This window comes from Streptomyces sp. x-80 (genome assembly GCF_046549095.1).
GTDB lineage: Bacteria > Actinomycetota > Actinomycetes > Streptomycetales > Streptomycetaceae > Streptomyces > Streptomyces celluloflavus.
In genome coordinates this window covers 127,206-153,308 of record NZ_JAJPWM010000016.1, presented here as the reverse complement: position 1 = coordinate 153,308, position 26,103 = coordinate 127,206, and the positions used below count along the sequence as shown (strand labels likewise).

Sequence of the window (26,103 nt, the reverse complement as noted above, 5' to 3'; positions counted from 1 at the left end):
ACGACGAGGGTGGGGCGGGCCCGCCCTCGCCGACGGCCGCCTCCGCCGGCCTGGGCAGGCACCCACCGCCGGACCCCTGTGGTGCGCCGACCGCGGGAAGCCGGTGCCCCACTCCCCCGGCGGCGTGCCCGCCCAAGTCCCCGCCCCTGCCCCTGCCCCTGCCCCTGCCCCTGCCCCCGAACACCCATGGCTCGGTTCGCGGGCGCTGGCTCGGTGAAACTCCGGCCAGGTCCCAGGTCCCAGGTCCCGGGTCCCGGGATATCGGGGTATCGGGGTATCGGGGTATCGGGGTATCGGGGTATCGGGGTATCGGGGTATCGGGCAGGTTCGCGTGTGCTGGGCGCTTGAGGCCGATGGCGCGCGGATCGTTGTCCACGCGTCCGGAGGCGGGGGCGATCGGCGCGTCGGGCCACGCCGCCGCGCGGGCTCTCCCGCCCGCCGGCGTCGGAGGGGAAGGCCCGCTCGGGTGATACTCGGGTGATACCGCTGCGGCCACCGTGCCCGGAGGGCAGGTGGCCGCTGTCGGCCCGGCCGGCCGACTGACCGGCTGACCGGCTGCGGAGGTGGGCCTTCCGGAGGCTTTCGGCGGTTCGCGGTGCGGGACGGCCGCCCGGCTCAGTCCTCGGACTCGGACTCGGACTCGGTGGAGACGACGTCCCACTTCCCGAACAAGGTCAGTCCGGCCGACTTGGCCAGCGCCGTGGACGCGTCGTTGTCGAGCTGGCAGCGGTACTGGGACTCATAGCCTTGCCCGGCGGCATGGCGGCAGATGGCACGTACGACGCGGCGGGCGTGCCCCTTCCCCCGGGAGGACGGCAGGGTCAGCACACCGAGGTCCGCGACGGTCGAGTCGTCCCACGGATACATGCTCGCGGCGCAGACGAGGCGCCCGTCCTCGAAGGCTCCGAACACCAGCCAGTGGTCCAGTTCCACGGACGCGTCGTCCCGGTCCTGTTCCGACGCCGAAGCTTCGAAGGCGGCGAAGACCTCCTCGTCCTGCGCGGTCAGCTGCCGGACGCCGTCAGCCGTCGTCTCCCGCAGCAGTGCGCTCTTGTCCTCGTCCAGGTAGGCGAAGAGGTAGTCGGCCCCGTGCAGCGCGATCCCGGCTTGCTCAAGATGCCGGCGGAACGACGCCTCGCTCAGGCTCTCGCCCGGTTTGAGACCGGCCGCGGCGGCCATCTCGGGCGTCAGGGCGACGGAGACCTTCCCGTCGAGCGTCTCCAGCACCATGACGGGGGTGTCCTCGCTCAGGTCGGGGTTCACGGTGAGGACGAACGCGTCATCACTGTGGAGGACCTCTCCCTGAGCGTAGGGAGAGAGCCAGAGGTCGGTGAACACGGGGGAGAACAAGGCGGCGCCTTCCGCTCGATACGGCCAAAAGGTGGTGATCACGCTCGGGTTCGAGGTCGTGCCGGCACAGGTCAGCGACACACCCGGGAAGAGTTATCACCTCTGCCGCGACCGTACGCGAATCATGCGTTTTGCGCCCTCGATTTACCGGGCGTCCGGTGCCGCACCCACCGCCCACCACCGGCTCTTCGAAGCCGGTACCCGCGGGAAACTCGTCCTCATCCCCTGACCTGCTCCCCGCGACCGGAGCGGCCCGGCCGCCCAGCCGCCCAGCCGGCGGCCGCCGGCCGCGGGTGGCGGGGTCCGCGGTGGCGCCCTTGCCGCCGGCCGGTCCTTGCTGTCAGCAGCTCGGTACGGGATCGGTTTCGCTGTAGATGTGCTTGTCGGGGACCATTCCCCAGGCGTGCGTATCGTCCGCCTCGGTCATCAGCCACCTGTGCGGATGGGCCGAACTCCCGTTGTCGGGGCCGTCGTCGACCCGGCAGGCGAACCAGCTGTGGCTCGTCTTCAGCGTTCCCACGATGGTCGAACCGTCGCCCTCATCGGCGTGCACCGGGGTCGGAGCGACGTTGTCGCACCAGTACACCTCGAAGGTCCTGCCGTACGGGCTGGTCCTGGTGAACCCGGCGTCCGAGCAGGCCGGCGCGGCGTTGTTCCCCTCCGCGGCGGCGGGGCGGGCCGTCGCATGCGCAGCTGCGGGCGGCAGCAGTGCCAGTGCGGCGGCGGCCAGGGCGGTGGCCGCGAACGGTGCGAGCTTTCGGGAAAGGCGCATGCCGTTTCCTTTCGTTCCGGTGCCCGCTGCCGTCGTACGACAGCGGCACGATGCGGTCATGGGTGCGGTCGTGGATATGGCCGTGGTGCGGCCGTGGTGCGGCCGTGATCTTCACGGGACGGGGCGGGTGCGGCGGACGGGCGTTGCCGGGAACTGTCGCCGCCCGGCAACGCCGCGTCGGTCCGGAAGGCACCGCCGCTCAGGTCGGCGGGCCGGGAACCAGAGCAGTCAGCCGCCGGTGGCGCCAACGGGCCCCGGGCGCGCTCACGTCCAGGAGGTTCCGCAGGCGGGGCAGCGAGTCGGTCTCGCTGATGAGGTGCTTGTCCGGAACCACTCCCGTCACTGCGGCTGACGGCTCAGCAGGTCGGCACGCCCGGGAGTTTGTTGTCCGGGCTCTTCATGTAGATGTTGGTGACGTAGCCGCCGTACAGGGGCAGATAGGCCCACCAGTCGTTGGTGTAGGGGCCGTCGGTCACCGTCTCGCCCTGCTTCTGGCAGGAGACCTGGACTTCCACTCCGGCGGGCAGCGCGGTCAGCGCGGCCGAGTGAGTGGTCGTGTCCGCGCGGACGTGCACGCCGGATCCCCAGGTGCTGAACCAGGCTCCGGGCGGGCGGGTGGCACCGGGTACGTTCAGGGACCGCACCAGCCGGCCCAGATTGGTGTACGCGGCGCCGAAGGTGGTGCTCTGCGACTGGAGGGTGAAGACGGCGACGATCGCGCGGTCGCCGGCCCCGACCGTGCCGGTGGTGTGCAGCGCCTTCTGCGCGAGGTCCACGCCGGTCGGGCTCGCGTGCTGCGCCGGCGCGGTGGTGGTGTTGGTGCAGTCGCCGGAGCTGCCGAAGCCGGACCAGCCCTGTTTGACGGCCCAGGGCCGCTGGAACGTCGCGGGGATGCCGAAGCGCTGATCGAAGCCGTCCTTGCCGCAGCGGGTGGAGGCCCGCAGGTCACCCATGACCAGGTCGCGGACGGCCGCCGGGGCGCTGTCCAGGAGGTAGCGGTAGATCCGCACGGTGTCGGCCGCCGACAGCGCGGTGTAGCCCCAGTACCCCGGATAGCCCGCGGGCGGTCCCGCGGTGTCGGCCAGGCCCAGGCGCGAGACCATCCGGTCGACGAGCGCGCTGCCACCGTTCTGCGACCAGTAGAAGGAGGCCGCGTCGTCGTCGCTGCTGCGCAGCATCGAGTCGAGCCGGGTGCGGTCGTCCGCCGGCAGACCGCCAGGGCTGCGGTCCCACAGGTGGTCCAGCGCGATCAGCAGCTTGACGACCGAGGCCGAGCGGAACCGCATGTCCGGATGGAGCTGCTCGGTGAACGTACCGGTCTGCCGGTCGAAGACCGCGACCCCCGCGGTCACACCGGCCGGTACGTCCGCCGCCGCGGCCCCCGCCACGGCGGCGCGCGCGGAGCCCGCCGAGCCGAGAAGGACCGCCACAAGGACGGCCCACCCCATGACGAGCGATAACCCGTGACGAACTGACACATACATCCGAAATCCCCCTATCCGTGCCGTGCACGACGCTTGTCACCCGGTCAGGCACGGCCATGGTCTTGGCCATGGTCTTGGACTAGGTCTTGGACTAGGTCTTGGACTTGGGCTGACGGCCGGGTGCCCGCCTCTCCCGTGATACTTCTCCTCCGACTCGTCGGACCACAACTGTTTCGAGGGTGTTCGAACGTCGCGCATTCGCCTGGACATCCGGGCGATCGGATGCCGGGGGCGCGGCGTGCCCGGAGGCGTGGTGACGGGGCGTCGGTGGTTTGCCTGCGGGCCGGAAGAGGCGACCGCGTTCGTCAGGTGGGGCTGACGTGACCGCGAGGGACGAATCAGATGCGGGTCGCGCCCGCCGGCCCGTCGAACCGGTGGGCTCTTCGGCGCGTCATGTGAAGAGCGTGATCACCGCCCGGGACACTTTCGCCATGACGAAGGAGACGAGAGCAGTTCTTGAGGGCGGCCCCGAAGATCTTCCTGACCGGATCGTTTCCGTCACCACACCAGGGCTCGACGTGAAGATCCCGTTCCGTGGTGGGTACGAGCATTTCCGGGCCACGACACGCCACCGGGAAACCGCCGAGGGCCACTTGCCGGTCTACGAGTGGTGGGAGCGCACGGAGCTCCCGGGGTAGGCGCCGTTCGGACCTTGCGGGCCGACGAGGCCGGTGTCCTTGCGCCAGCAGCTGGACCGGTCGCACGGGCAGCCACTCTCGTTTCCCCCCAGCTCTCCGCCGGTTTGCGACCGGCGCGTGGGGAACGGCAAGGCCGACGGCGCACGGAATCGGCAGGGCCCCGGGCGGCGGGGTGATAAGCGAGATCACCACCCGCCGGCGGGGGCTCTGCCGCGGCACCGCACGCTCCCGCTCCGGCCAGCCCCTTTTCACCTCTGTGGAATGAGGACGGACGAGGTTCAGCGCGGATGCCGCGGCCTCGGCGGCGGGGGTGTCATGCGGTAAAGGGGGTCTCCCCCGGCGGCAAGGCCGGCGGCGTCGCGAGACACACAACGCCGGTGGACAGATGGCGGTGTTCAGCCTCTCCGCGTCCGCCCGTCTCCCCGTCGGGAGCTATTACGTGGCCACCCTGATCAAGGGGACAGGGACGGCGGTCCCGTACACCGCCGCAGGAGACGCCCCGCAGTTCCGCGTCGGCCGGCCCGGCCGCAAGCAGCGGGGAGCAGTATTCGCCTGATGCCGAGAACGTCAAGCGGGAGGGATCATCCCCACGTGCGCGGGGAGCAGAAGACGCTGCCCGGCATGACCACGAACGTCGAGGGATCATCCCCGCGTGCGCGGGGAGCAGACTACGTGACCTGCGACTTTATCGCCGCAGACCATGGATTTCAGCAACTTTCGCCGGTTCGCAAATAGCGGGCGGGTACGCGCACCGAGGGCACTGGCTACCGTGCATCGCCGCTCCGTGGCCGTCATCAGCCTGCTCTCTTCACCGCCCTCGCCACTACCGCCCGTCGAACGCCACGCCCTCGCCACCGGCTGTGCGCCAGCGGCGAGGGCGCATTCTGCGTACTCAGCGCGTAAGCAGTAGGCAAGAGCGCCCTGGTGCGCCAGGAACAACCCCGGCACGGAGGCGCCTTGACCGTTGATATCGGTCGTACCAGGCAGTCTTACAGCTCGCCGAACTCGCCGTTGACCACACTCGCGATGAATGCCTGCCACCTTTCGGTGGTACTGGTCAGCACCGGGCCCGCCTGCCGCTTGCTGTCCCGGACAGCGACTGGGCCACCGAGGTAGGCCACCTCGACACAGTTACCGTTACCGTTGCTGTAGCTCGACTTGAACCACTGTGCGTTTTGTAGATCAACCTTGTTCATGGCTCCCTGCCACCTCAGCGATCAGACGTCGAGACGCCTGCTCATCGAGCGATGTGTCCCAGATTCCCTGAAAAGCCGCGTCGTAGTGCTCCACTTCTTTCGGCTTGTCCAGGTACAAACCCCCCGTATACCCGTCCGCGTAGACCGTCGGCGGCTCCGTTTCGTTCCCGTCAACGTTGAGCGGGAATCGCAGGATCACGAACGGCCCGGTGACGACACCAGAGTGCATACCAGCGGCGAAGGGGACGACGCGAATCACGACGTTCGGCAACTCGGACACGTAGACGAGGTGCCCAAGCTGCTCCACCATCACATCGCGCCCGCCAATGGGGCGCCGCAGTACCGCCTCACTCAGCGCAACGCGCAGCGTAGGCGGATCGGCAGCCCGAGTGAGGAGCGTCTGACGCTCAATGCGAAGTCGCACGCGTCCGTCGAGGTCCTCGTCACCGATGCCACGAATGTGGGTGCGTGTGACCGCACGTGCGTAACCCTCGGTCTGAAGCAACCCCGGGACAATGTCACTCTCGTACGAGGACAGGCTCGCCGCGGCCTCTTCCAGTCCGACGTACACATCGAAGCCCTCGGGAATCACATCGCCGTAGGCATGCCACCAGCCGCGTGCCTTGGTCTCCTTCGCAAGCCCCATCAGCGCCTCAGTGAGGTCTGGGGGTGCGCCGTAGACCGTGCACATGGCTTGAACATCGAGGCTGCGCAACGGAGTCTGCCCCGTCTCGATGCGCCACATCTTCGCCTCGGACCACTCCAACTTGCGCGCCGCGGCGCGAACCGTCAGCCGTGCACGGTTACGCAGGTCCCGTAAGTTTCGCCCGAGTTGGCGACGCGGCACGGTTGATCCCGTAGGCCCTTCTGCCATTCTCCACCCCTTCTACAGCCCAGTATGACGGACACCTGTCATTCACGATGAAAGCAATCAGGCACCCGTCACGCAATGCAAGGCACCAGTTCGAAGGTATTGCAGCAGAACACCGCTGTGAAGTCTTGCACAGCAAGGACTCGGTGGGCACTCTGAAATAGCGGTCGCCGCGCGTGGCAACTCAGCTTCTTGCGGGCGGCCTTGGCGATACGTCGGATCGGCTACAGAGGGGCGTACGTATGCCGACGCAGCAGGAACCGCCCAAGCAGCCCACCCCCAGCGAGCAGCCGAAAGTGGACGACCTCGCCAGTAGGCAAGAGGCGTTGGCCGCAGAGATCGACAAGCACCTCGCGATACTGCGCGGCGATGCTCTCAAGTGACGTCACGTCTGGTCGCACTGCACAGCTACCACCCATAGACCCCACCCCCTTCCCGGTCGAACCGTCGAGGCTCCGTCCCACCGGCCCGACTTCACCTGGCAGCGGTGCGGAAACCTCGGAGAAACCCGCATGACGAACACGATCACCCGCGCGCTCACCCTCCTCGGCGGTGAGGTCCGCATCAACGACTTAATCGATGTCGGCGGCAACCTGCACCGCGTCGTCGACGTGCGCGCGATCCTCGCCGGGGGCCGCCGCCGGCTCCAGTTCGCCGACGGCAACGCGTACGTCCTCGGCGACGGGGCGCGGATCAAAGTCACGCGCACGATCGCCCCCGCACGCGGCCGGCTGAATGCGCCGCAGCACCGCCCCCGGCCCCACGCGGGTGGCCGCGCATGCTGAGCTTCGCCCCACCGGCCACCACTCGCACCACAACGCAGCCCGCTCTGGCCTACCGATGCGAGACGACCGCCACGGCCCTCGACAGCACCCGCGAGGTCGTCCTCGCCACCTACCGGGCCAGCACACCACGCCTCGCCGTGCGCTGGCTGTGGAGCCAGGCCGAGCACCTCGCCGACCTACTCGACCCGAACCCGGCCGCTCTACAAGACGCGCCCCTGCTCCTGGTCGCGGCCGCCGCCCCGCACCCCGGCGACGACCTGCGCGCATGGGCCCGCGACACCACCGAGTACGAGCGATCACTACGCGCCCTCGCCGCCGGCGACGCCTTCCTGCTCGCCGTCACCGACTACGACGCGCGGTACTCGATCACGGCCCACCCCCTGCCTATGGGCCACCCCTCACAGAATCCCGCCCCCGTCGGGTGTCATTCCCCTTCCCCGGCGGGGGCGGGACGCCACCGGCGCGCCGCCCCCTGACCCCCGCCCCGCGCCCGTGGGACGTTCGGCGCGGGGCGGTGCACCACCCAGGCGACCGCAGGGCAGGGTCGCACCCGCTGAACACAGGAGAGGTACATGAGCACAGTTACCCCCGTGGCCGGCATCCGGTCCGTTGAGCTGGAGATCACCGGCACTTGCCAGCTCGCCTGTACGCACTGCTGCACCGACTCGGGCCCGAAGGCCGGCCCCGGTGCCATGACTCGCGACGACTGGCAGCACGTCATCGCGGACGTGGCTGAACTCGGCATCCCTGCCGTCCAGTTGATCGGCGGCGAGCCGACTCTGTCGCCCTACCTCCCGCACTACATCGCGCAGGCCGCCGACGCGGGCCTGTCCGTCGAGGTCTACAGCAACCTGGCCCATGTGCGCCCCGCCGTCTGGGCCGCCCTCGGCCGCCCCGGTATCGCCCTCGCCACGTCGTACTACTCCGACGACGCCGCACAGCACGAGCAGATCACCAACGGCAGGGGCAGCCACGCCCGCACCCGCGCCAACATCGTCAATGCCCTCGAACGCGGCATCCCGCTGCGCGTCGGCATGGTCGAGGTGATCGAAGGCCAGCGGATCGAGGAAGGCAAGGCCGAACTGCTCCGGCTCGGCGTCACGCGGGTACAGGTCGACCGCGCCCGCAAGATCGGCCGCGCAGCAGAACCCAACGGAACCGGCCCGACCACGGCCGAGTTGTGCGGACACTGCTTCCGGCACCGCGTATCCATCGACCCCGACGGGAACGTCTCCGGGTGCATCCTGTCGCGGGACCTGGTCGCCGGAAACGTCCGCGAGCGGCGCCTCGCAGACATCCTCAACAGCGGCCGATGGGCAGAGATCACCGCTACCGTGCCCATGCCCATGCCCATGCCCCGAGCAGCGTGCACGCCGCACGACTCCAACGACTGCGACCCGGCATCGACTCCCGCCTGCCTCCCCGCCCACGAACAGCTGTTGCCCGCCCCCGTCCCCTCTTTGGAGGCCCTCGCGTGACCTGGCAGCCGCATGCCGCCGCCCTCGCCGCCCACGTCACCCACCGGACATCCCGATGGCATGGGCCCGTCGCCCACACACCGCGACACCTGTTCATCCCGCAATGGTGGGAAGCCACCGACGACGGATGGGCCTTACACCGGCCCGAGGATGACGCCGAGTGGTTCGAGGCCACCTACCGCGACAGGTCCCTCGTGACCCGGGTCGGAGCACTGCACGCCGACCACGCCACCCCCGGCAACCGCCAGGCCGGCCGGCCGACATCCTCCGCCACCCTGCCGCGTCTCGTCATCGACATGCACCGGCACGCCCTCATCGACGAGGGCGACTCGCTGCTCTACGTCGGAACCGGATCGGGGTACGGCACCGCCCTCGCCGCCCGCTACCTGGCCCACCCGGAACAGGTGACCAGCGTGGACGTCGACCCCTACCTCGTAGCGGCCGCGCGCGACCGCCTCGACGACATCGGCCTGCGCCCCCGTGTCGAGACCGTCGACGCGACCGGGCCCCTTCCCGTCGAGCCCGGATCCGTCGACCGCGTCGTCGCCATGGTCTCGGTCCGCACCGTCCCGCAGAGCTGGCTCGACGCCCTGTGCACCGGAGGCCGGCTGGTCACCACCATCGCCGGCACCTCCCTGCTCGTCACCGCGGAGAAAGACCAGGACGGGGGCGCGACCGGCCGCGTGGAATGGGACCGCGCGGGATTCATGGTGGCCCGGCACGGCGAGGACTACCCGCCCGGCCTCGACACCCTGCTCGACACCGCACGCACCCAGGACGGCGAGGACGTGACAACGGGCCCGTATCCCGTCGTCGACGTCGGGCAGGCGTGGGACCTCGATTCGATGCTGAGCGTCACGGCGCCCGGCATCGTGCACCGGTACCACGAGGACGGCGAGAAGCGCATCGCGCTCATGGCGCACGCCGACGGATCATGGGCCCGCGCCGCAGCGGCCGGCGACCACCGGCCCACTGTGCACCAGGGCGGCCCGCGGCGCCTGTGGGACCTGCTCGACCAGGTCCGGTCCTACTGGCTCGCCACCGGTGAACTACCGGTACGTGGCGCCCGGGTGTTCATCAAACCCGACGGCCGCACCGTCCTCGCCCGCGGCAAGTGGCACACGAAACTGACCTGACCCACGCAGGAAGGCGCCCCCGCTGGGATCTCTCCCGGCGGGGGCGCTCTGTGCGGCGTGGGACGGTGGCCTCATGGCGGCCCCTGCGCACGGTAGTTGGCGCGCTCGGGGCCGCCGAGGCACTACCAGGGGTGCCGGAGAGCCGCGCAAGCCCCGCAAGGGGTGCCGCATGGCAACCCGGACCGTTGTCGTCTCTACCGGCCCCACTCGTTCACCGGCTCTGTCGGAAACAGGTCACCCGGTAGCCCCCGCGAGCGCATGGCGCGCAGTTCCGGGCCGCTGCGGCGGGGTCGGGGATGGGGCCGGGGCGTCGGCCGGGATGACGTGTGAGAGGCCGTGGGAGGCGAGCGGTTCGCGGAACGGCTTCCAGATGGCCGGGTCGGCCAGGTTCGTGAAGAGCCCCGTGCAGGTGTTCGTCGAGCCGGTCACCAGGCCGTACACCACAGCCTTGTCCGAGGCTTCCGGATCGAACAGCGGCCCTCCGCTGTCGCCGGGCGCGGCGTACTTGTCCGCGGTGCCCGCGCAGATGAACTCCTTGTCCCAGGTGCCGCCTTCGGTGTCGAACGCGTTGACCGGAAGCGTCGCTTCTTGCAGCCGTGCGGGCTTCTTCTCGTCGTTGATGTCGGTACGCCCCCAGCCGTCGGCGCGCAGCAGACGTCCCGGCTGCAACGCCGTCCGCAGCGGGGGCAGGGCCGCGCTCGGCTGGTCGACGGGACTGTCGAGCACGAGGAGACCCAGGTCCGTGTTGGTCAGGGTCGAGAACTCGGGGTGGCTGTAGACGGAGAAGTGGTCATCGGTCACCACCGTCCCGCCGGAGGTGGTCGAGTCGGCCCGCCCGATGACGAGCCGGGCCTTGACCTTGCCCTGCTGGATGAACTTGGAGCAGTGCGCCGCCGTGGCGACGACCCGACTGTCGATGAGCGCCGCGCCGCAGTAGTGCGACCATTTCCCGTCGTCCTCCTGTTGTTCGATCTGCACGACGTAGGGCCGCTCGCCGTCCGCGACCGGCGCTCCGCCCACTATCGCCGAGGCGGCGGGCGCGGTGGTGAACACGATGGCGAACGCACCGGCGCTCGCGAGGGCGGCGATGGTCCGTCGGCTTGTTGACTCACGCAAGAGGGCGCTCACTTTCGTCCGCCGCCGGGCGCGGCCCGGCGGGCTCGTGCGGGGGGCGGCACCCCGCCGTCCCCTCCGGCCCCGCATCCTGGGCCCGGCGTTCTCGCGGCTGATCTCCATCGCGTGCCCGGCTCGTACGGGCATTCCCTCAGTTGTGTAACAGCCCTGGTGGGACAGTCACGAGCGGTTGTCTCCGGGCCGGGTGAGGTGCGTGGCGCCGTCGGCGGGCGCGGCCGGCGCCGTGCCGGCCGCAGCGGCGAAGCGGCTTCGATTCGCGGCGCGGGACGCACCGCCGGGCCGCTCCCCCGTTCTCCGTGTGCGGCGCGCGTACGCCGTTGCTCCGGGCGGGAATCGCGCCAAAGCCGCATGGACGGCCGCTGTCGGTACCGGCTCCGTGGCACCAAGTGGCGTGCGTAGAGGGTGAGTTGGTTTCTGGGCGAGCGGTGGGAGGCATGACCGTCCCGGCCCCGGCCCCGGCCGTGGTCACCGGCGCCGCCACGATGGGTGCCGGGGGGGTACCGGGCCGGGTGCGGCGGCCGCAAGGACGTCGCCCCGCCCCGGTCCCGTGGCGCGGGACGGGGACGGGACGGGACCGGCCGCGGGACGGAACCGGCGCGGACCGGGCGGATATACGGCACGAGGCACGCCGATTGGCGGGGTGTGGATGACGGCGTGCCTCGTGCCTGCTGAGGGGCCGTCGCTCAGGCGGCGCCGGGGGCGGGGGCCTCGGCGGCAGGGACCCTGGTGGCGGAAGCGCCCGGGGTCTGTGTGACGACCTCCAGCGGCGCCGGCGTTTGCGTGCTCACCGCGCCGTCCGCGTCAACCGAGAGGGACAGCGGCTGTCCGGCCACGCTCAGCCCCGACACGGTCAGCGGCAGCAGCCCGCCAGCCGCCGGACGGACCGTCAGGCGTCCGGCGGGCACGTCCGCCTCGATGCCGAGCAGTGCCTGGAGCAAGGTCACCGACGCGGCGGCGGCCCATGCCTGCGGGCGGCACGAGGCGGGGTAGGGCGCGGGGCGGGAGGAGGCGGAGCGGGCGGTGCCCGCGAACAGTTCGGGGAGGCGGGAGCCGAACGCGGGCCCGGCCGCGATCAGGTTCTCGGCGAGCCGGCGGGCGTGCTCGGGGTATCCGGCGCGGGCCAGGCCGTGTACGGCGATGGCCGTGTCGTGCGGCCACACGCTGCCGACGTGGTAACCGACCGGGTTGTAGCCGCCGTTGTCGGACGCGTAGGTGCGCAGCCCGTAGGCGTCGGCCATCTCGGGGGCGAGCAGCCGGTCGGCGAGCAGCCGTTCCTCCTCGGCGTCGAGCAGGCCGGTGCCCAGCAGATGGCCCATGCCCGAGGTGACGGCGTCGACGGGGCGTTTGTCGGCGTCGAGTGCGATGGCCGTGTACGGGCCGCGCTCGTCGGACACCCAGAAGCCGCGCCGGAACGCCTCGCGCACCCGTGCGGCCCAGGTCCGGTAGCGGTCGGCCCCCGGGCGTCCGAAGGCGTCGAGCAGCGCGGCTCCGGCCGTCGCCGCCTCGTACGCGTACGCCTGCACCTCGCACAGTGCGATCGGGGCGGTGGCCAGGGAGCCGTCGCGGAAGCGGACCGAGTCGCCGGAGTCCTTCCAGCCCTGGTTGGCCAGGCCCGTGCCGGTGGAGTCGACGTACTCCAGGAGGCCGTCGCCGTCCGGATCTCCGTACTCCACCAGCCAGTTGAGGGCCGCTTCGAGGTTCGGCAGCAGTTCGGCGACCTCCTCGCGCGGCATGCCCCAGCGCCACGCGTCGTGCAGCAGTGAGATCCACAGGGGCGTGGCGTCGATGGTGCCGTAGTACTGCGCCGGAAGCCGCTTGCCGTCCGCCAGCTCACGTGTCTCGGCGCGTACTTCGTGCAGGATCTTGCCGGGCTGCTCCTCGGTGGCGGGTACTGTGGCGCGGCCCTGGCGGCGGGCCAGGGCGCGCAGGGTGCCCGCCGCGAGGCCGGTGCCCAGCGGCAGCAGCATCCGGGCGGCCCACAGGGAGTCGCGGCCGAAGAGGGTGAGGTACCACGGGGCGCCCGCACCGGCGAAGAGGTCGCCGGGGGCCTGCGGGTCGGCGAGCAGCAGGCGGGCGAGGTCCTGCTCGGAGCGGGTCAGCAGGCGGCTGAAGTCGGCGTCGGCACAGGAGAGTTGGAGGTCGCGCCAGGGCCGGGCGTCCTCGGTCACCGGCAGGAAGGGCGTGGCGGAGTCGGCGTCGGCGCGGCCGGTCAGCTCGCAGTGCCAGCTCTCGCCGGGGGCGAGCGGGACGTCGTAGGCGAACGTGCCCCGGGTGCCCGACACCGAGACGGCCGTGTGCGCATCCGCATCGGTGGCGGTGGTGTGGGCCGACAGTGACATCCGTTCGGTGCCCGAGGTCCACACCAGGCGGCCCGCGTCGGCGGCCGGCGCGACGGGCGGCACCACGGCGCCCGCCTTGACGGTTTCCATGGCGGCGAAGTCGCTCTCCGCCTCGATGCGGACCGTCAACCGGGCGGGCAGGGAACCGTAGTTGGTCAGGCGTACGGTCTCGGTGAAACGGCCCGGGAAGACCGTGCGTTCCCGGCGCAGCGTCACCGCCGGGTCGGGGGTCCGCTGTGCCACACCGCGCAGGACGGCATCGAACGCGGCGCGGTTCGCGGACTCGGTGGCGGCGTTCGTCGCGGCGAGGCGCACGCCGTCGACGGTGACCCGCAGGGCGCGCAGACAACGCCGGTCGCCGTGGTAGAAGCCGTCGACCGCCGCGCCGAGGTCACCGTCGGGGCGCGAGGCCACGAAGGACGGCGCCCACATCGCGAGGACGGCGTCGTGGACGAAGGGCTGGCCGGCGGGCTCCGGGGCGGGATCGGGCGGCGGGCAGTCGTGCGGGCGGTCGGGCGTCTGCCGCACGTTCTGCGACTGCGGCGAGGTCTGCGTCTGCTGAGAAGTCTGCGTCTGCTGCGTCATCTGGGGCGGGACCTTCGGCCTTCTTTGTTTCCGGGGACGGCGTGTACAGTCGGCGACGATTGAGCGGTTGGATCGATCCAATAAGCGATTGGATCGATCCAATCCCCTTGGATCGACACCGTACCCGACACATCGGATGGCGTTGACATGGACGAAGACGTCCCCCCCGGCGGGGTTTCCCACCCCGGATCGCGGCCCGCGACGATGGCTGATGTCGCCCGTCGTGCCCAGGTCGGCAGACAGACGGTCTCCAACGCGCTCAACAGTCCGGAGCTGCTCCGCCCGGAGACCCTGGCCCGGGTGACGGCCGCCATCGAGGAGCTCGGCTACCGGCCGCACGCCGCCGCCCGCTCCTTGCGGCGCCGGGAGTCGCGGACCATCGGCCACGCCCTGGAGCACAGTGCGGCCGGCCGTTCCAACGCGGTGCACGACCGCTTTCTGCACGCGCTGGCGGATGCCGCCGACGCGGCCGGGCACCGGCTGCTGGTGTTCCCCGTCGACAGCCATGAGCAGGAGATCGAGCGCTACGACCAGCTGCTGCGCGAGCAGGCCGTCGACGCGTTCGTCCTGGCCCACACCCGTGAGGCCGACCCCCGCCACCGCTGGCTGCACGGCAAGTCCGTGCCGTTCGCCGCCTTCGGCCGTTCCTGGGGCGAGCAGAGCTACGGGGACTGGGTGGACGTGGACGGTGCGGCGGGCACCGAGGCGGCGACGGAGCATCTGGCCGCGGCGGGACACCGGCGGATCGGTCTGCTGGGCTGGCCCCGCGGGAGCGGCACCGGTGAGGACCGGGCCGAGGGCTGGCGCCGCACGATGGAACGTCACGGTCTGCCGGTGCGCGGGCTGCGCGCCGCCACCGCGAACTCCACCGAGGAGGCGCGGCAGGCCGCCCGGGTGCTGCTGGACCGCGAGGTGACCGCGGTCGTGGCCCTGAGCGACACCCTGGCGCTCGGCTGCTACGACGTGCTGCGCGAGCGCGGGCTGCGGCCCGGCGCCGATGTGGCGGTCACCGGGTTCGACGACTCGCCCATCGCGGCGCTCCTCGATCCGGCCCTGACCTCCGTGGAACAGCCCCTGGAGCAGGCCGCCAAGGAGTGCGTGCGGATGCTTCTGGCCCGGATCACCGAGCCCCGGCACTCCTATCAGCACCGGCTGCTGGCGCCCCGGCTGGTGGCCCGGGACAGCTCACGGCCGCCGGGGGCCGTCGCTCAGGGGTGAGGTGACCGCCGCCCGCCCGGCACGCACCGCGTGACACCTCCCCCCATTCACGGGATCTCTCCTGCCAACTCACCAGCAGCACCAGTCCTTTTCGCACCTTCTCTCTTCCGCACCGCGCCTTCTCTCCTCTGGACCGCACTTCCCTGCCTCTGAACCGGCTGGGGCCCGGTACGCCCGGGGTCCCCCACGCACGCAACACCGCACTCGCACCAGCGCAAAGGAACGATCATGCGTCGCACCACACTTCCCCTCGCCGTCTGCGGACTGTCGCTCTGCCTGCTGGCCACGGCCTGCTCGTCGGGGTTCGACAAGAACGCGGGCCCGGGTCAGGACAGTTCGGGCAAGCAGCAGCTCAAGATGCTCATAGCCACCTCCGGCAACACCGAGACCAGCGCGGTCAAGGCGGCGGCCGCCGCGTGGGCGAAGGCGACGGGCAACTCCGTCACGGTGGACATCGCGCAGAACATCGACCAGCAGCTCGGCCAGTCCTTCGCGGGCAGCAACCCGCCGGACGTGTTCTACACGTCGGCCGACCAGTTCTCGACGTACGCCAAGGGCGGCTCGCTGTACGCGTACGGCGGCAAGCTCAAGGACCGCGACGCCTACAGTCCCGCGCTGACCCGGGCCTTCACCTACGACGACAAGCTGTACTGCGCGCCCAAGGACCAGTCGACGCTGGGGCTGGCCGTCAACACCGCGCTGTGGAAGAAGGCCGGGCTCACCGACGCCGACTACCCCAAGACCTGGGACGACCTCGAAGCGGTGGCCAGGAAGCTCACCAGGGACGGGGTCACCGGTCTGTCCGTCAACGCCGACTACAACCAGCTCGGCGCCTTCTTCAAGCAGTCCGGCTCCTGGCTGACCAGCCCCGACCAGAAGAAGATGACCGCAGACGACAAGGGCAACGTCGCGGCGCTGACGTACGTCAAGAAGCTCCTTACGGAGGGCGTGCTCAAGTTCCCGAAGGACCTGGATTCCGGGTGGGGCGGTGAGGCGTTCGGCAAGGGCAGGGCCGCGCTGACCATCGAGGGCAACTGGCTGGCCGGTGCGATGCGCAAGGACTTCCCCGACACCGCGTACAAGGTCGTCCCGCTGCCCGCGGGCCCCGGCGGCAAGGGCACGATGGCCTTCACCAACTGCTGGGGGATCGCCGCCAAGAGCACGCACCAGGCCGCCGCCGTGGACCTGGTCAACGAGCTGACCAGTGACGGCAACCAGCTGAAGTTCGCCAAGACGGTCGGCGTGATGCCGTCGAAGAAGACGCTGCTGGACACGTACAAGCAGCAGAACCCGGACTCGGCGGCCTGGGCGGACGGCACCACGGCCGCCCAGCTGCCGGTGAACGCGCCCGGTATGCGGCAGGTGATGGCCCAGTTCAACACCTCCCTGGCGCAGCTCGCGAGCAGCGACCCGGCGAAGCTGCTGGCCGATCTCCAGAAGAACGGTGCGAGCGTCCTGGGCGGTAGCGGGCGATGAGCACCACGACCACGTCCGGGCCCGGGAGCGTATCCGGGTCCGGGACCGAGCCGGGGTCCGGGTCCGGCCGCGATGCCGCCGGGCGGCGCGGTCCGGGCCGGGCGGGGCGGGGCCGGGGGGCGCGCCGCGCGGGCAAGCAGGGGCTGTGGGGCTGGGTCTTCGTCAGCCCGATGGTGCTGGTGCTCGGTCTGTTCCTGGCGCTGCCGGTCGGCATGGCGCTGTGGGTGAGCCTGCTGAACTGGGACGGCCAGTCGAATCCGTTCTCGGGCGCGGCGGACTTCGTCGGGCTGGACAACTACCGGCACCTGTTCGCCGACGGCGGTCTGACCCGGACGCTGTTCATGACGTCGCTGCGCAACAACCTCTACTACGTGCTGCTGGTCGTCCCCCTCCAGACCGCGCTGGCCCTGGGGCTGGCGCTGGCCGTCAACCGGCGCCGGCTGCGGGGCAAGGGCGTCTTCCGTACGGCGTTCTACTTCCCTTCGGTCACCAGCTCCATCGCCGTCTCGACCGTTTTCCTCTTTCTCTTCCAGAGCAGCGGTGCGGTCAACAGCCTGCTGAAGTGGGTGGGTATCCAGGGGCCGAGCTGGTTCACGGACGCGCGGGGGCTGGTGTGGGTGGTGCTGGGCTGGGTCGGCCTGGTCGATCCGGGTTCGCCGCCCGCCGCGCTGGCCGGTCACGGTGTGCTCGGGCTCTCCTGGTGGGAGTGGCTCTCGGGTCCCTCCGTCGCGATGTGCACGATCATCTTCCTGGTGGTGTGGACGACGTCCGGGACCTTCATGCTGATGTTCCTGGCCGCGCTCCAGGACATTCCGGAGGCGCAGCTGGAGTCGGCCCGGATCGATGGTGCGGGCCGCTGGCAGACGCTGCGTCATGTCATCCTCCCGGCGCTGCGGCCCGTTCTCTTCCTGGTGCTCACGCTCGGGCTGATCGGCACCTGGCAGGTCTTCGACCAGGTGTATGTGATGAGCCAGGGGCAGCCCGCGAACACGACCCTGACCCCGGCGTTCCTCTCCTACAGCCTGAGTTTCAAGGACGCGCAGTACGGGACGGGGGCGGCGATCTCCTTCGTGCTGCTGGCGATCATCCTGCTGATGACGGGCGTCCAGCGCCTGGTGCTGCGGGAGCGTGACGGCCGGCGGCGGCTGCGCCCGGGGAGGTCGGCGCGATGACTTCTCCCGCGGTGAAGAACCCGGTGCACGCGGGCGCCGCCGTCCGCCCGGTGCGGCGGGGGCGGTACGCGAGGCTGCGGCTGGCCGGGACGCTGGTGATGGCGCTGGTGGCGCTGGTCTATCTGATGCCGTTCGTCCTCCAGGTGGTGACGACGTTCAAGACCGACGCGCAGGCCGCCGCCTCGCCGCTCGGTCTGGTGCCGAGCCCGTTCTCGTCGGCCACCTACCGCCAGTTGTTCGGCGGGGGCGAGGAGGGGGTGCCGTTCCCGACATGGCTGGGCAACTCCGTCCTGGTCGCCGTGGTGGTCACGGCGGGGCGTGTCTTCTTCGACTCGCTGGCCGGCTATGCCCTGGCCCGTCTGCGTTTTCGGGGGCGGGGGCTGCTGTCCGTGCTGCTGATCTCGGTGATGTCCGTGCCGGGCGTGGTGCTGATGATCCCCAAGTTCCTGGTGGTCCAGTACCTCGGTATCTACGACACCTATACGGCGATGATCGTGCCGCTGCTGGTGGACGCGGTCGGGATCTTCATCATGAAGCAGTTCTTCGAGTCGGTGCCGCGGGAGATCGAGGAGGCGACCCGGGTCGACGGCGCCGGGGTGCTGCGGACCTACTGGTCGGTGGTCCTGCCCATGGCGAAGCCGGCGCTGATCACCCTGACGATCCTGTCCTTCCAGGGGTCGTGGAACGAGTTCACTCATTTCGTGGTCACCACGCAGTCCTCCGACCACGCCACCTTGACCACCGGTCTCGCGCAGTTCGTCGCCGGCGGTCTGGGCGCGGGCACGCAGTACCCGCTCAAGCTGACCGCGGCGCTGCTGGCCACCATCCCGGTCGCCGTCGTCTTCTTCGTCTTCCAGCGCCACTTCGTACGGGGCGGCAACGCGGGGGCGCTCAAGGAGTGAGCGCCCCGGCCGGGGTGGCGGGGCTTCCGGTCCCGTCACCCCGCCTTGTACCGATGTCCCGCAACGCCCTTTCCCGGAAGGTCCCCGCACCGTATGACCCGCACCGCGGCCGACGACGCCGCCGTCGCTGCCACCGCCCCTGCCCCTGTGCCTGTGTCTGTTGACCGGGCTGCCTGGTGGCGTACGGCGGTGGTCTACCAGATCTACGTCCGCAGCTTCAGCGACTCCACCGGGAGCGGCACCGGTGATCTGGGCGGCGTCCTCGAACGCCTCCCCTATCTGCGCCGCCTCGGTGTGGACGCCGTCTGGCTGAGCCCGTTCTACCCTTCGCCCCAGCACGACCACGGCTACGACGTCGCCGACTACCACGGTGTGGACCCCCGCTTCGGCGATCTGGACCTGATGCGCCGCGTCATCGACCGCGCCCACGGTCTGGGGCTGCGCATCGTCGTCGACATCGTCCCCAACCACTGCTCCACCGAGCACCCCTGGTTCGCGGCGGCCCTCGCCGCCGCCCCGGGCAGCCGTGAGCGTGCCCTCTTCCACTTCGCCGACGGCCGCGGCCCCGACGGCGCGGAGCCGCCCAACAACTGGCGCTCCATCTTCGGCGGTTCCTCCTGGGCGCGCACCACGGCCGCCGACGGCACCCCCGGCCAGTGGTATCTGCACTCCTTCGCGCCCGAGCAGGCCGACTTCAACTGGGCCGACCCGCGCGTCGGCGACTACTTCGACTCGGTCCTGCGGTTCTGGCTGGACCTGGGTGTCGACGGCTTCCGTATCGACGTCGCCCACGGTCTGCACAAGCAGCACGGTCTGCCCGACGACCCGCACGCGGCCCTCGACGAGACCACCGGCGACCCGGTCAACTCCGCCGCCTGGAACCGCCCCGAGGTCCACGACGTGTGGCGCCGCTGGCGTGCCCTGACCGATGCGTACGAGAGGCGGGACGGGCGCGCCCGCGTCCTGGTCGGCGAGATCGGTGTCCTCGATCCGCGTCAGCTCGCCCGCTACCAGCGTCCCGACGAGCTCCATCAGAGCTTCTTCTTCGAGTTCCTGCGCACCGACTGGGACGCGGCGGCCTTCCGCGATGTCATCGGCCGCGGTCTGGCGGCGATCGCGGCCTCCGGCTCCGGGGTGAGCTGGGTCCTCAACAACCACGACATGCCGCGCGCGGTGACCCGTTACGCGGGGGGTGAGCCCGGCGGCCGCCCCGGCGACACCGCCCTCGGCGAGCGCCGTGCCCGCGCGGCCCTGCTGATGATGCTGGCGCTGCCCGGCTCCGTCTATCTGTACCAGGGTGAGGAGCTGGGTCTGCCCGAGGTGGTCGACCTGCCGGCCGGTGCGCTCCAGGACCCCATGTTCCACCGCTCGGGCGGCGCCCGGCGGGGCCGTGACGGCTGCCGCGTCCCGCTCCCGTGGCACGGCGCCGAGCCTTCGTACGGCTTCACCACCGCCGCCGCCCCCTGGCTGCCCCAGCCGGACTGGTTCGCCGCCTACGGGGCCGCCGGGCAGGAGCACCGGGGTGACTCCACGCTGCACCTGTACCGGGCCGCCCTCGCGCTGCGTTCGGCGCTCCCCGGTCTGCGGGACTCCGGCCTCACCTGGACCGGCGCGCCGGACGCCGCGGACGGTGTCCTGTCCTTCCGCCGGGGGCGTCTCCTGTGCACGGTCAACTGCGGTCCGGCTCCCGTCCCGGTCCCCGAGGCGGCGGTCCTGCTGCTGTCCTCCGACCCGGAGCCGTCGGCCGGCAAGCAGCCCACGGACTCCGCCGCCTGGTGGCTCGTGTGACTTGCGCTCCCCGCTCTGAAGGAGCGGGGATTCTGCCACGGTCGTCCGGCCGTCCCGGTGGGTTCCTGCCGCACCGCGCTGTGCCGGTACGCGTACCGGTCCTGCCTGCGCTCCACAGGCCGGCACCGCCGGTGCGGCGGCCTCGGCGGTGCTGACCGCCGCGTTGCTGTCCCGGTCGAGGACGGTTTTGGACGCCTGGCACTCCCGGAGGCGGAGGTGGCGGGGTTGAGGTCCGTCCGTAGTGGCCGGGTGGTCCGGTGCGCGGCGTGCGGGCCGGCGGTCTTCCGTTGGCCGGGCGGCGGCGGGTGCCGGCCCGCGGTGGGGCCGGCGGGGAGGGTGCTGGGTCAGTGCTCGCGGCACTCCGGGTGGCCCCACCCTTGCGTGCCTTTGGCCACCTGGACTCCCGCCTCGTAGGGGCTGCCGCAGCCACCGCACCGGCCGGGGAACTTGGCCTTGATGGTGGCGCCGCCCGGCCGCGTGCGGACCGGCTTCTTGTCCGGCTTCCGCTTCCCGGCGGCGGACCGCTCCTGCGACTCGGGACGCGGCTCGGGGATCGCCGGCGTGCCGTGGGAGGTGCCTGCCGGCTGCTGGGTCACGGCGGCGTCGCCGGCCGCCCGGTCGGCGATCGCGTTGAGCGGGTCGCCGTCCACGCGGTGCGCCGGCACATAGCGGAACTCCACCTCGCGGCCCGCCAGCAGGGCGTCGATACGGACCACGAGTTCGCGGTTGGCGACGGGTTTTCTGGCCGCGGTCAGCCAGCCGTTGCGTTTCCATCCGGCGATCCACTTGGTCACCGCGTTCATCGCGTACTGGCTGTCCATCCGGACTTCGAGGCGGGCCGCCGGGTCGGTGGCCGCCAGCAGTTCGGCCAGGGCGGTCAGCTCGGCGACGTTGTTGGTCGCCGTACCCAGCGGGCCCGCCTCCCAGCGCTGCGGACGTCCCTCGGCGTCGGCGGCGACCCAGGCCCAGCCGGCTCGGCCCGGGTTCCCCTTGGACGCGCCGTCGCAGGCGGCGATGATGCGATCAGACATCCCCCGATCATGCCAGTGCCTGCCGGATGGCGGCGAACCGCGCACGGCGGCGAGCGGCGCCGCCCGTCGTCACGACGGGCGGCAGAGCGGGCCCGGCCCCGTGCGCGGAGCCGGGCAGCCCGGCGCCCGGCCGGCAGCACTCAGCGATGGTCCGTCCGCCCGGGGCGTCGCACCGGCCCGCCGGCCACGGCGCCGGGACCGGGACCGGGTCACGGAGGTGTTACTGGAGGAGTTGGTACTCCCTGAAGAGCTCGTCGATCTGGGTGTCGTCGATCTTCTTCAGCAGCAGCTTGCGCAGCAGCGGCGGTCCGGGCAGATGGATTTCTTCTCCGTCGCGGAGGCGGCTGGTCGCGGCCAGCAGTTTGCGGACGTCGTAGGTGGAGTTGAACACCTCCGGGACGCCGCGTTCGATGCCGAGCAGGGTGTAGACCGCTTCCATGGGCGTACGTACCGAGTATTCGGTGGTGAAGATGCAGTCGCGGCCCGATTCGGCGAACTGGCCGATGAACGCGAAGTTCACCGATCCGGCGGGTACGACGTCGGGACGGTCACCGGCCTTCCGTGGCATGAAGAACGAGGTGACGTAGGGCATCATCACCGGCACCGTCTTCGCGCCGGTCGCGGCGATTTCCGGGATCTCCTTGACCGGCACGCCCAGGTGGTAGAGCCATTCCTGGGTGATCTCCTCACCGGTGCATTCCTGCATGGGCTTCTTTACGTAGTCGCCGGGCTTTTCGACGAACAGGGCGTAGACCCAGGCGACGATCTGGTCCTTGGGCTGCTGCTTGAAGTGCGGCTGCCGGTTGACCGTCCAGCTCATCAGCCAGCTGGAGTCCTTGACGGTGACGATGCCGCCGGTGACGACCTTGCCGCTGAACGGGTCACGTTTGCAGATCTTCTGGATGTATCCCGGAATGCGCTTGTCGAGTGTCGTGACGGTGGCCGACTCCCATTTGGTTTCGGGGATGTGCGAGCCGAACACGTCGGGGTGACCGAACGACGGGTCCTTCGCCGCGATGCTCCGCCACAGGTCCCAGGCCGGGGCAGGCCCTCGTCCAGCACGGCGGGGGTGCGGTGGCTGCCGCTGTGCGAGTTCTCGGTGAGCGAGCCGATGGTGACGAACAGCAGGTCGTCCGGCCCGAGGTCGACGCCGCCTTTGACGCCGTCCCGTTCCCAGTGGATGCGGGTGGCCTGCTTGCGGCCGGTGCTGATGTCGAAGTCGACGTCGGTGACCTCGGTCGAGAACTGGAACACCACGCCGTGGTCGAGCAGCCACGTGCGCAGCGGCAGCACGAGGGACTCGTACTGGTTGTACTTGGTGAACTTGAGGGCGGAGAAGTCGGGCAGGCCGCCGATGTGGTGGATGAAGCGGTGCAGGTACAGCTTCATCTCCAGGGCGGAGTGCCACTCCTCGAAGGCGAACATGGTGCGCCAGTACATCCAGAAGTTGCTCGCGAAGAATTCCTTTCCGAACACCTCGTTGATGCGCTTGCCCTCCATCTCCTCCCGCGAGGCGAGGAAGACTTTGACGATTTCCTTCTGGGCCTTCTCGCTCAGGGCGAACAGGCCGCCGGTGTGTGCGTCCTGGCCGCGTTTGACGGTGGCGCGCTGGAGCGAGAAGTTCGGGTCGTCCTTGTCCAGCCAGTAGAACTCGTCCAGCACGCTCGCGCCCTCGACCTCCAGTGAGGGAATCGACCGGTAGAGGTCCCACAGGCATTCGAAGTGGTCCTCCATCTCCCGGCCGCCGCGGATGATGAAGCCCTTCTCGGGGTCGTCGATGCCGTCCAGGGCGCCGCCCGGAATCTCCAGCCGCTCCAGGATCGTGATCTTGTTACCCGGCAGCTGTCCGTCGCGGATCAGGAAAGCGGCGCCGGCCAGTGCGGCCAGGCCCGACCCGACGAACCAGGCGGTCTTGTCGTCGACGCCCTCGGGTTTACGCGGCCGCGCAAACGCTTCGTAGTTGCCACTGCTGTAGTACATCGTTCTCGGACCTTTCACCTGGTTGACCGGCGCGGCCGGTCGCCGCTCTTCGTGGACGGAGCACCACGCACCGCTGCGGAACGGCCTTTTCTTTCCGCTGGAACAGGACCTCGGCTGTGCCGAACTTCCGTGTTATGTGCAGGACAATGGCGTGGGGAATTCCTGCCTGGATGCTCCCGTGAATTTTCCGGTGTCACCCGGGATCGCCCGGCTTCACCGGTCGGCACTGCGGACGAACCCGCTGCCGGCTCTCACCGTGGGGCCGGTGCCGGCCACCGGCAGGCTTCGCGCGGAACTCACCGGTACGGGAAGTCTGCTAAAGGCCGGTTAAAGACGGGGTGCGCCACCGCAGTCGCGGGATCCGAATGCCATGAGAGAGGCCGGTCCGGCACCAGAATTTCTTGATACCCAGCGTCATGACCCGCGTGGTATTAGCCATCGTGGCCTCCTGGAGCCCGTAGCGGCCTGGCCTCCTGCCACGCCCGCTCGGCAACGAGTTAATTCATTGCGGATGGTACTCCTCTTCGACCGTAAAACATCTTTCACATACCCGGAGGCAGGCGATACGGTCCGTCAAGGCCCGCGTCGCCGCACGGCGCGTGAGTACGCAACGAAAAACCTCGGGTGCGACGTGCCCGCAAGCCGAGCCATATGTACGGCGTTTCGGGCCGGTATGAATGCCCTGGCCATGGGGAGGCAATGCCGGGCCTTCGCCGGGCCGGCCGCCGCGGCAGCGGCAGCGGGCCGCCGGCAGCTCCCGGCTGCGTCACCGTCACGGGCCGGCGGTCACGGGGGTGGTGGTCAGGTCCGTAGGGCGTCGCGTGCGTCAGAAGGGACGGCGCAGGAGATCCGGGACGCGGACGCCCCCGTCTCCGTGGTGTGGAGACGGGGGCGTCCGGCTGCCGGTTCCCGTCCGGCTGCCCGTCAGTGAGCGCTGCGTCGGCGAGGCGCGAGCGCCGCCGTGATCATCAGGTCCACCGGCGCCGGCAGCACCAGCACCCGGATGTCCGCTTCGTCGGCGGTACCAGCATCCGGATGTCCGCTTCAAGGGGCGGTAGCCCTCGGCGTACCGGCCGTGGCCGGCCCGGCGTGTCACCGGGGACCGGCCGCCTCTGCTACGTGACGGGGAGGCCCAGCCCCGCGGCGACCACGCTGGCCCGGGTGTAGACGGAGACCGGGTACTGGTCGTCGCAGTACTTGTTGCCGGCGGAGACGACTCCGATCACCTTTCCGCCGGCGACCAGGGGACCGCCGGAGTCGCCGGGGCAGGTGCTGTCGTGGGCACCGGGGGCGGAGACTCCGCACACCTTCTGCGCGTCGGACTCGCTGGGGTCGGTGAAGGGCTCACAGCTCTTGAGCGGCGCCAGGGTGAGCACGGCCGACTTCAGCCGCGTTCCGGGGGTGTTCGGGGCGGTCGTGCCCCAGCCCACGGTCTTCGCGGTCTTCCCGAAGGTGTAGAGGGCCGAGTCCTTCGGGCCCGCCACCGGCAGCGGGGCGTACGGCATCGGCGCGGAGAGGGTGATGACCGCCGCGTCGTAGGTGAACGTGCGCTGGACGAACTTCGGATGGACCTTGACCGAGGCGACGTGCCGGACCGTCCCCTTGGTGCTGCCCACGTCGGTGCGCCCGCCTATGACCAGCAGGTCGAGGGGCGCGGCGGCGTCCTTGATGCAGTGCGCGGCGGTGAGCACCTTGGTGGGAGCCACGAGCGTGCCGCCGCAGTACTGCTTGCCCTCCGGTGTCTCGATGAGCATGGCGTACGGGTGGTCCACCACGGTGGTGTTCTGTCCGCGGTGGATGGCGGCGGCCGGTGTCGTGGTGGCCGCGAGGCCGGCCGTGGCGAGCACGCAGGCGGTGAGTACGGAAGCTGCGGTACGCCGGTTGAACGTGAACATGTGATCCCCTCAGGGCACAGCGCGCGGCCCGGTGGCCGCGTGTCCTTGCTGTTGATCATGACGGGGGGATGCGGGGCGGGGTTCCCCGACCGGGCGATCGGGCCGCCACGTCCCGGCGCGGCCTGCTGACCGGTCCTGCCCGCCGCCGCTCCGGCCGGAGCACGGAGCGAGGAGCTCGACGGGCGACGAGCGGCAGGCGGCAGGCGGCAGGCGGCAGGCGGCAGGCGGCAGGCGGCGAGCAACGGGCAGCTGGCGGCAGGCGGCTCGGTGGGCCGGACCGGGCGGTTCAGTGGGCCGACCGGAGATGGGTGCGCTGTCCGTCGTGGTCGAAGATGCCCAGGATCTCCGCCGGGCCGCCGTGGGCGCCGATGGCGTGCGGGATCATGGTGGAGAACTCCGCGGCCTGGCCGGCCTCGACGAGAATTCTCCGGTCGCCGAGCAGCAGTACGAGGGTTCCGGACAAGACGGTGAACCATTCCTTGCCGGGATGGGCCCGCAGCCCCGCGCCACCGGTCGGCGCCGGCTCGGTGACGCGCATCTTGGCCACGGTGGCGCCGGGCTCGCGGCCGAGCCGCCACATGGTGAGCCCCCGCGCCGCATCGTGCCGGGGCCGGATGACCACGTCGTCGTCGGAGGCGGACTCCACCAGCTGGTCCAGTGTGGTGCCCAGGGCTCGGGCGATCGAGGTCAGCTGGTCCAGGCCGATCCGCCGGTGGCCCGTCTCGATGCGGCTCAGGGTGGACGGGCTGAGGTGGCAGCGGGTGGCCAGCTCGTCGAGTGACCAGCCCATGGCCATCCGCAGTCCCCTGATCCGTTTGCGTACCAGTGCGTCGAGATCCCCGTCTTCTTGCGTCATACGCAAGATGCTATGCG

The 26,103-nt window shown here is 70.7% G+C and carries 22 protein-coding genes and 1 pseudogene; 12 read left to right on the top strand and 11 right to left on the bottom strand.

The features are described from left to right. Nucleotides 1-615: 615 nt before the first annotated feature. The 3 genes from ACLJWH_RS28975 to ACLJWH_RS28965 form a co-directional block, all read right to left on the bottom strand. Nucleotides 616-1,350 (bottom strand): GNAT family N-acetyltransferase, encoded by a 735-nt coding sequence (locus ACLJWH_RS28975; RefSeq protein ID WP_411144732.1) that lies wholly within the window; start codon nt 1,348-1,350, stop codon nt 616-618. Nucleotides 1,351-1,690: 340 nt separating this feature from the next. Continuing rightward, nucleotides 1,691-2,122, bottom strand: a complete 432-nt coding sequence (locus ACLJWH_RS28970) for a hypothetical protein (RefSeq protein ID WP_411144731.1) — start codon at nt 2,120-2,122, stop codon at nt 1,691-1,693. Between the two features lie 356 nt (nt 2,123-2,478). Beyond that, nucleotides 2,479-3,606, bottom strand: a complete 1,128-nt coding sequence (locus ACLJWH_RS28965) for a hypothetical protein (RefSeq protein WP_411144730.1) — start codon at nt 3,604-3,606, stop codon at nt 2,479-2,481. Nucleotides 3,607-4,037: 431 nt separating this feature from the next. Here ACLJWH_RS28965 and ACLJWH_RS28960 point away from each other — a divergent pair, with 431 nt between their 5' ends. Further along, on the top strand, nt 4,038-4,244 hold the full coding sequence (locus ACLJWH_RS28960) for a DUF5988 family protein (protein WP_411144729.1): 207 nt from the start codon (nt 4,038-4,040) through the stop codon (nt 4,242-4,244). Nucleotides 4,245-4,629: 385 nt separating this feature from the next. After that, nucleotides 4,630-4,800, top strand: a complete 171-nt coding sequence (locus tag ACLJWH_RS28955) for a hypothetical protein (RefSeq protein ID WP_411144728.1) — start codon at nt 4,630-4,632, stop codon at nt 4,798-4,800. A gap of 433 nt (nt 4,801-5,233) precedes the next feature. On the opposite strand, the gene ACLJWH_RS28950 is transcribed toward ACLJWH_RS28955, so the two are convergent. Further along, nucleotides 5,234-5,440: a DUF397 domain-containing protein gene (locus ACLJWH_RS28950; protein ID WP_411144727.1), complete on the bottom strand. Its 207-nt coding sequence runs from the start codon at nt 5,438-5,440 to the stop codon at nt 5,234-5,236. Further along, on the bottom strand, nt 5,427-6,314 hold the full coding sequence (locus ACLJWH_RS28945) for a helix-turn-helix domain-containing protein (protein WP_411144726.1): 888 nt from the start codon (nt 6,312-6,314) through the stop codon (nt 5,427-5,429). The genes ACLJWH_RS28950 and ACLJWH_RS28945 overlap by 14 nt, the downstream gene beginning before the upstream one ends. A gap of 239 nt (nt 6,315-6,553) precedes the next feature. Here ACLJWH_RS28945 and ACLJWH_RS28940 point away from each other — a divergent pair, with 239 nt between their 5' ends. The 5 genes from ACLJWH_RS28940 (at nt 6,554) to ACLJWH_RS28920 (ending at nt 9,710) form a co-directional block, all read left to right on the top strand. Beyond that, the gene (locus tag ACLJWH_RS28940; protein WP_411144725.1) at nt 6,554-6,694 is read left to right on the top strand and encodes a hypothetical protein; all 141 of its coding nucleotides are present in this window, start codon (nt 6,554-6,556) and stop codon (nt 6,692-6,694) included. Nucleotides 6,695-6,823: 129 nt separating this feature from the next. After that, entirely contained in the window at nt 6,824-7,096 is a 273-nt protein-coding gene (locus ACLJWH_RS28935) for a hypothetical protein (RefSeq protein WP_411144724.1), read from the top strand. Further along, nucleotides 7,090-7,572, top strand: a complete 483-nt coding sequence (locus tag ACLJWH_RS28930; protein WP_411144723.1) for a hypothetical protein — start codon at nt 7,090-7,092, stop codon at nt 7,570-7,572. Before ACLJWH_RS28935 ends, ACLJWH_RS28930 begins: the two co-directional genes overlap by 7 nt. 96 nt (nt 7,573-7,668) lie before the next feature. Next, on the top strand, nt 7,669-8,574 hold the full coding sequence (locus tag ACLJWH_RS28925; RefSeq protein ID WP_411144722.1) for a radical SAM/SPASM domain-containing protein: 906 nt from the start codon (nt 7,669-7,671) through the stop codon (nt 8,572-8,574). Beyond that, complete coding sequence (locus ACLJWH_RS28920) at nt 8,571-9,710, top strand: methyltransferase domain-containing protein (protein ID WP_411144721.1); 1,140 nt, start codon at nt 8,571-8,573, stop codon at nt 9,708-9,710. Before ACLJWH_RS28925 ends, ACLJWH_RS28920 begins: the two co-directional genes overlap by 4 nt. 234 nt (nt 9,711-9,944) lie before the next feature. Here the strand turns inward: ACLJWH_RS28920 and ACLJWH_RS28915 are convergent, their stop codons facing one another. After that, nucleotides 9,945-10,826 carry a S1 family peptidase gene (locus ACLJWH_RS28915; protein ID WP_411144720.1) on the bottom strand — a complete coding sequence of 294 codons (882 nt, stop codon included), beginning with the start codon at nt 10,824-10,826 and terminating at the stop codon, nt 9,945-9,947. Nucleotides 10,827-11,527: 701 nt separating this feature from the next. Then, nucleotides 11,528-13,768: a glycogen debranching N-terminal domain-containing protein gene (locus ACLJWH_RS28910; RefSeq protein WP_411144719.1), complete on the bottom strand. Its 2,241-nt coding sequence runs from the start codon at nt 13,766-13,768 to the stop codon at nt 11,528-11,530. Between the two features lie 147 nt (nt 13,769-13,915). On the opposite strand from ACLJWH_RS28910, the gene ACLJWH_RS28905 reads away from it, so the two are divergent. The 5 genes from ACLJWH_RS28905 (at nt 13,916) to ACLJWH_RS28885 (ending at nt 20,324) form a co-directional block, all read left to right on the top strand. Then, nucleotides 13,916-14,986, top strand: a complete 1,071-nt coding sequence (locus ACLJWH_RS28905) for a LacI family DNA-binding transcriptional regulator (protein WP_411144718.1) — start codon at nt 13,916-13,918, stop codon at nt 14,984-14,986. A 228-nt stretch (nt 14,987-15,214) separates the two neighbouring features. After that, a complete protein-coding gene (locus tag ACLJWH_RS28900) occupies nt 15,215-16,462 on the top strand; it encodes an extracellular solute-binding protein (protein WP_411144717.1) in 1,248 nt (415 codons plus the stop codon). Then, entirely contained in the window at nt 16,459-17,634 is a 1,176-nt protein-coding gene (locus ACLJWH_RS28895) for a carbohydrate ABC transporter permease (protein WP_411144716.1), read from the top strand. Before ACLJWH_RS28900 ends, ACLJWH_RS28895 begins: the two co-directional genes overlap by 4 nt. Next, a complete protein-coding gene (locus ACLJWH_RS28890; protein WP_411144715.1) occupies nt 17,631-18,536 on the top strand; it encodes a carbohydrate ABC transporter permease in 906 nt (301 codons plus the stop codon). Before ACLJWH_RS28895 ends, ACLJWH_RS28890 begins: the two co-directional genes overlap by 4 nt. A 93-nt stretch (nt 18,537-18,629) precedes the next feature. Next, nucleotides 18,630-20,324 (top strand): glycoside hydrolase family 13 protein, encoded by a 1,695-nt coding sequence (locus ACLJWH_RS28885; RefSeq protein WP_411144714.1) that lies wholly within the window; start codon nt 18,630-18,632, stop codon nt 20,322-20,324. 344 nt (nt 20,325-20,668) lie between these two features. Here the strand turns inward: ACLJWH_RS28885 and ACLJWH_RS28880 are convergent, their stop codons facing one another. The 4 genes and pseudogenes from ACLJWH_RS28880 to ACLJWH_RS28865 form a co-directional block, all read right to left on the bottom strand. Continuing rightward, the gene (locus ACLJWH_RS28880; protein WP_411144713.1) at nt 20,669-21,355 is read right to left on the bottom strand and encodes a ribonuclease H; all 687 of its coding nucleotides are present in this window, start codon (nt 21,353-21,355) and stop codon (nt 20,669-20,671) included. Nucleotides 21,356-21,575: 220 nt separating this feature from the next. Beyond that, nucleotides 21,576-23,335: pseudogene (locus tag ACLJWH_RS28875) on the bottom strand (oleate hydratase). 1,115 nt (nt 23,336-24,450) lie between these two features. Then, complete coding sequence (locus tag ACLJWH_RS28870; RefSeq protein WP_411144712.1) at nt 24,451-25,230, bottom strand: S1 family peptidase; 780 nt, start codon at nt 25,228-25,230, stop codon at nt 24,451-24,453. A gap of 286 nt (nt 25,231-25,516) precedes the next feature. After that, a complete protein-coding gene (locus ACLJWH_RS28865) occupies nt 25,517-26,086 on the bottom strand; it encodes a helix-turn-helix domain-containing protein (protein WP_411144711.1) in 570 nt (189 codons plus the stop codon). Nucleotides 26,087-26,103 lie beyond the last annotated feature (17 nt).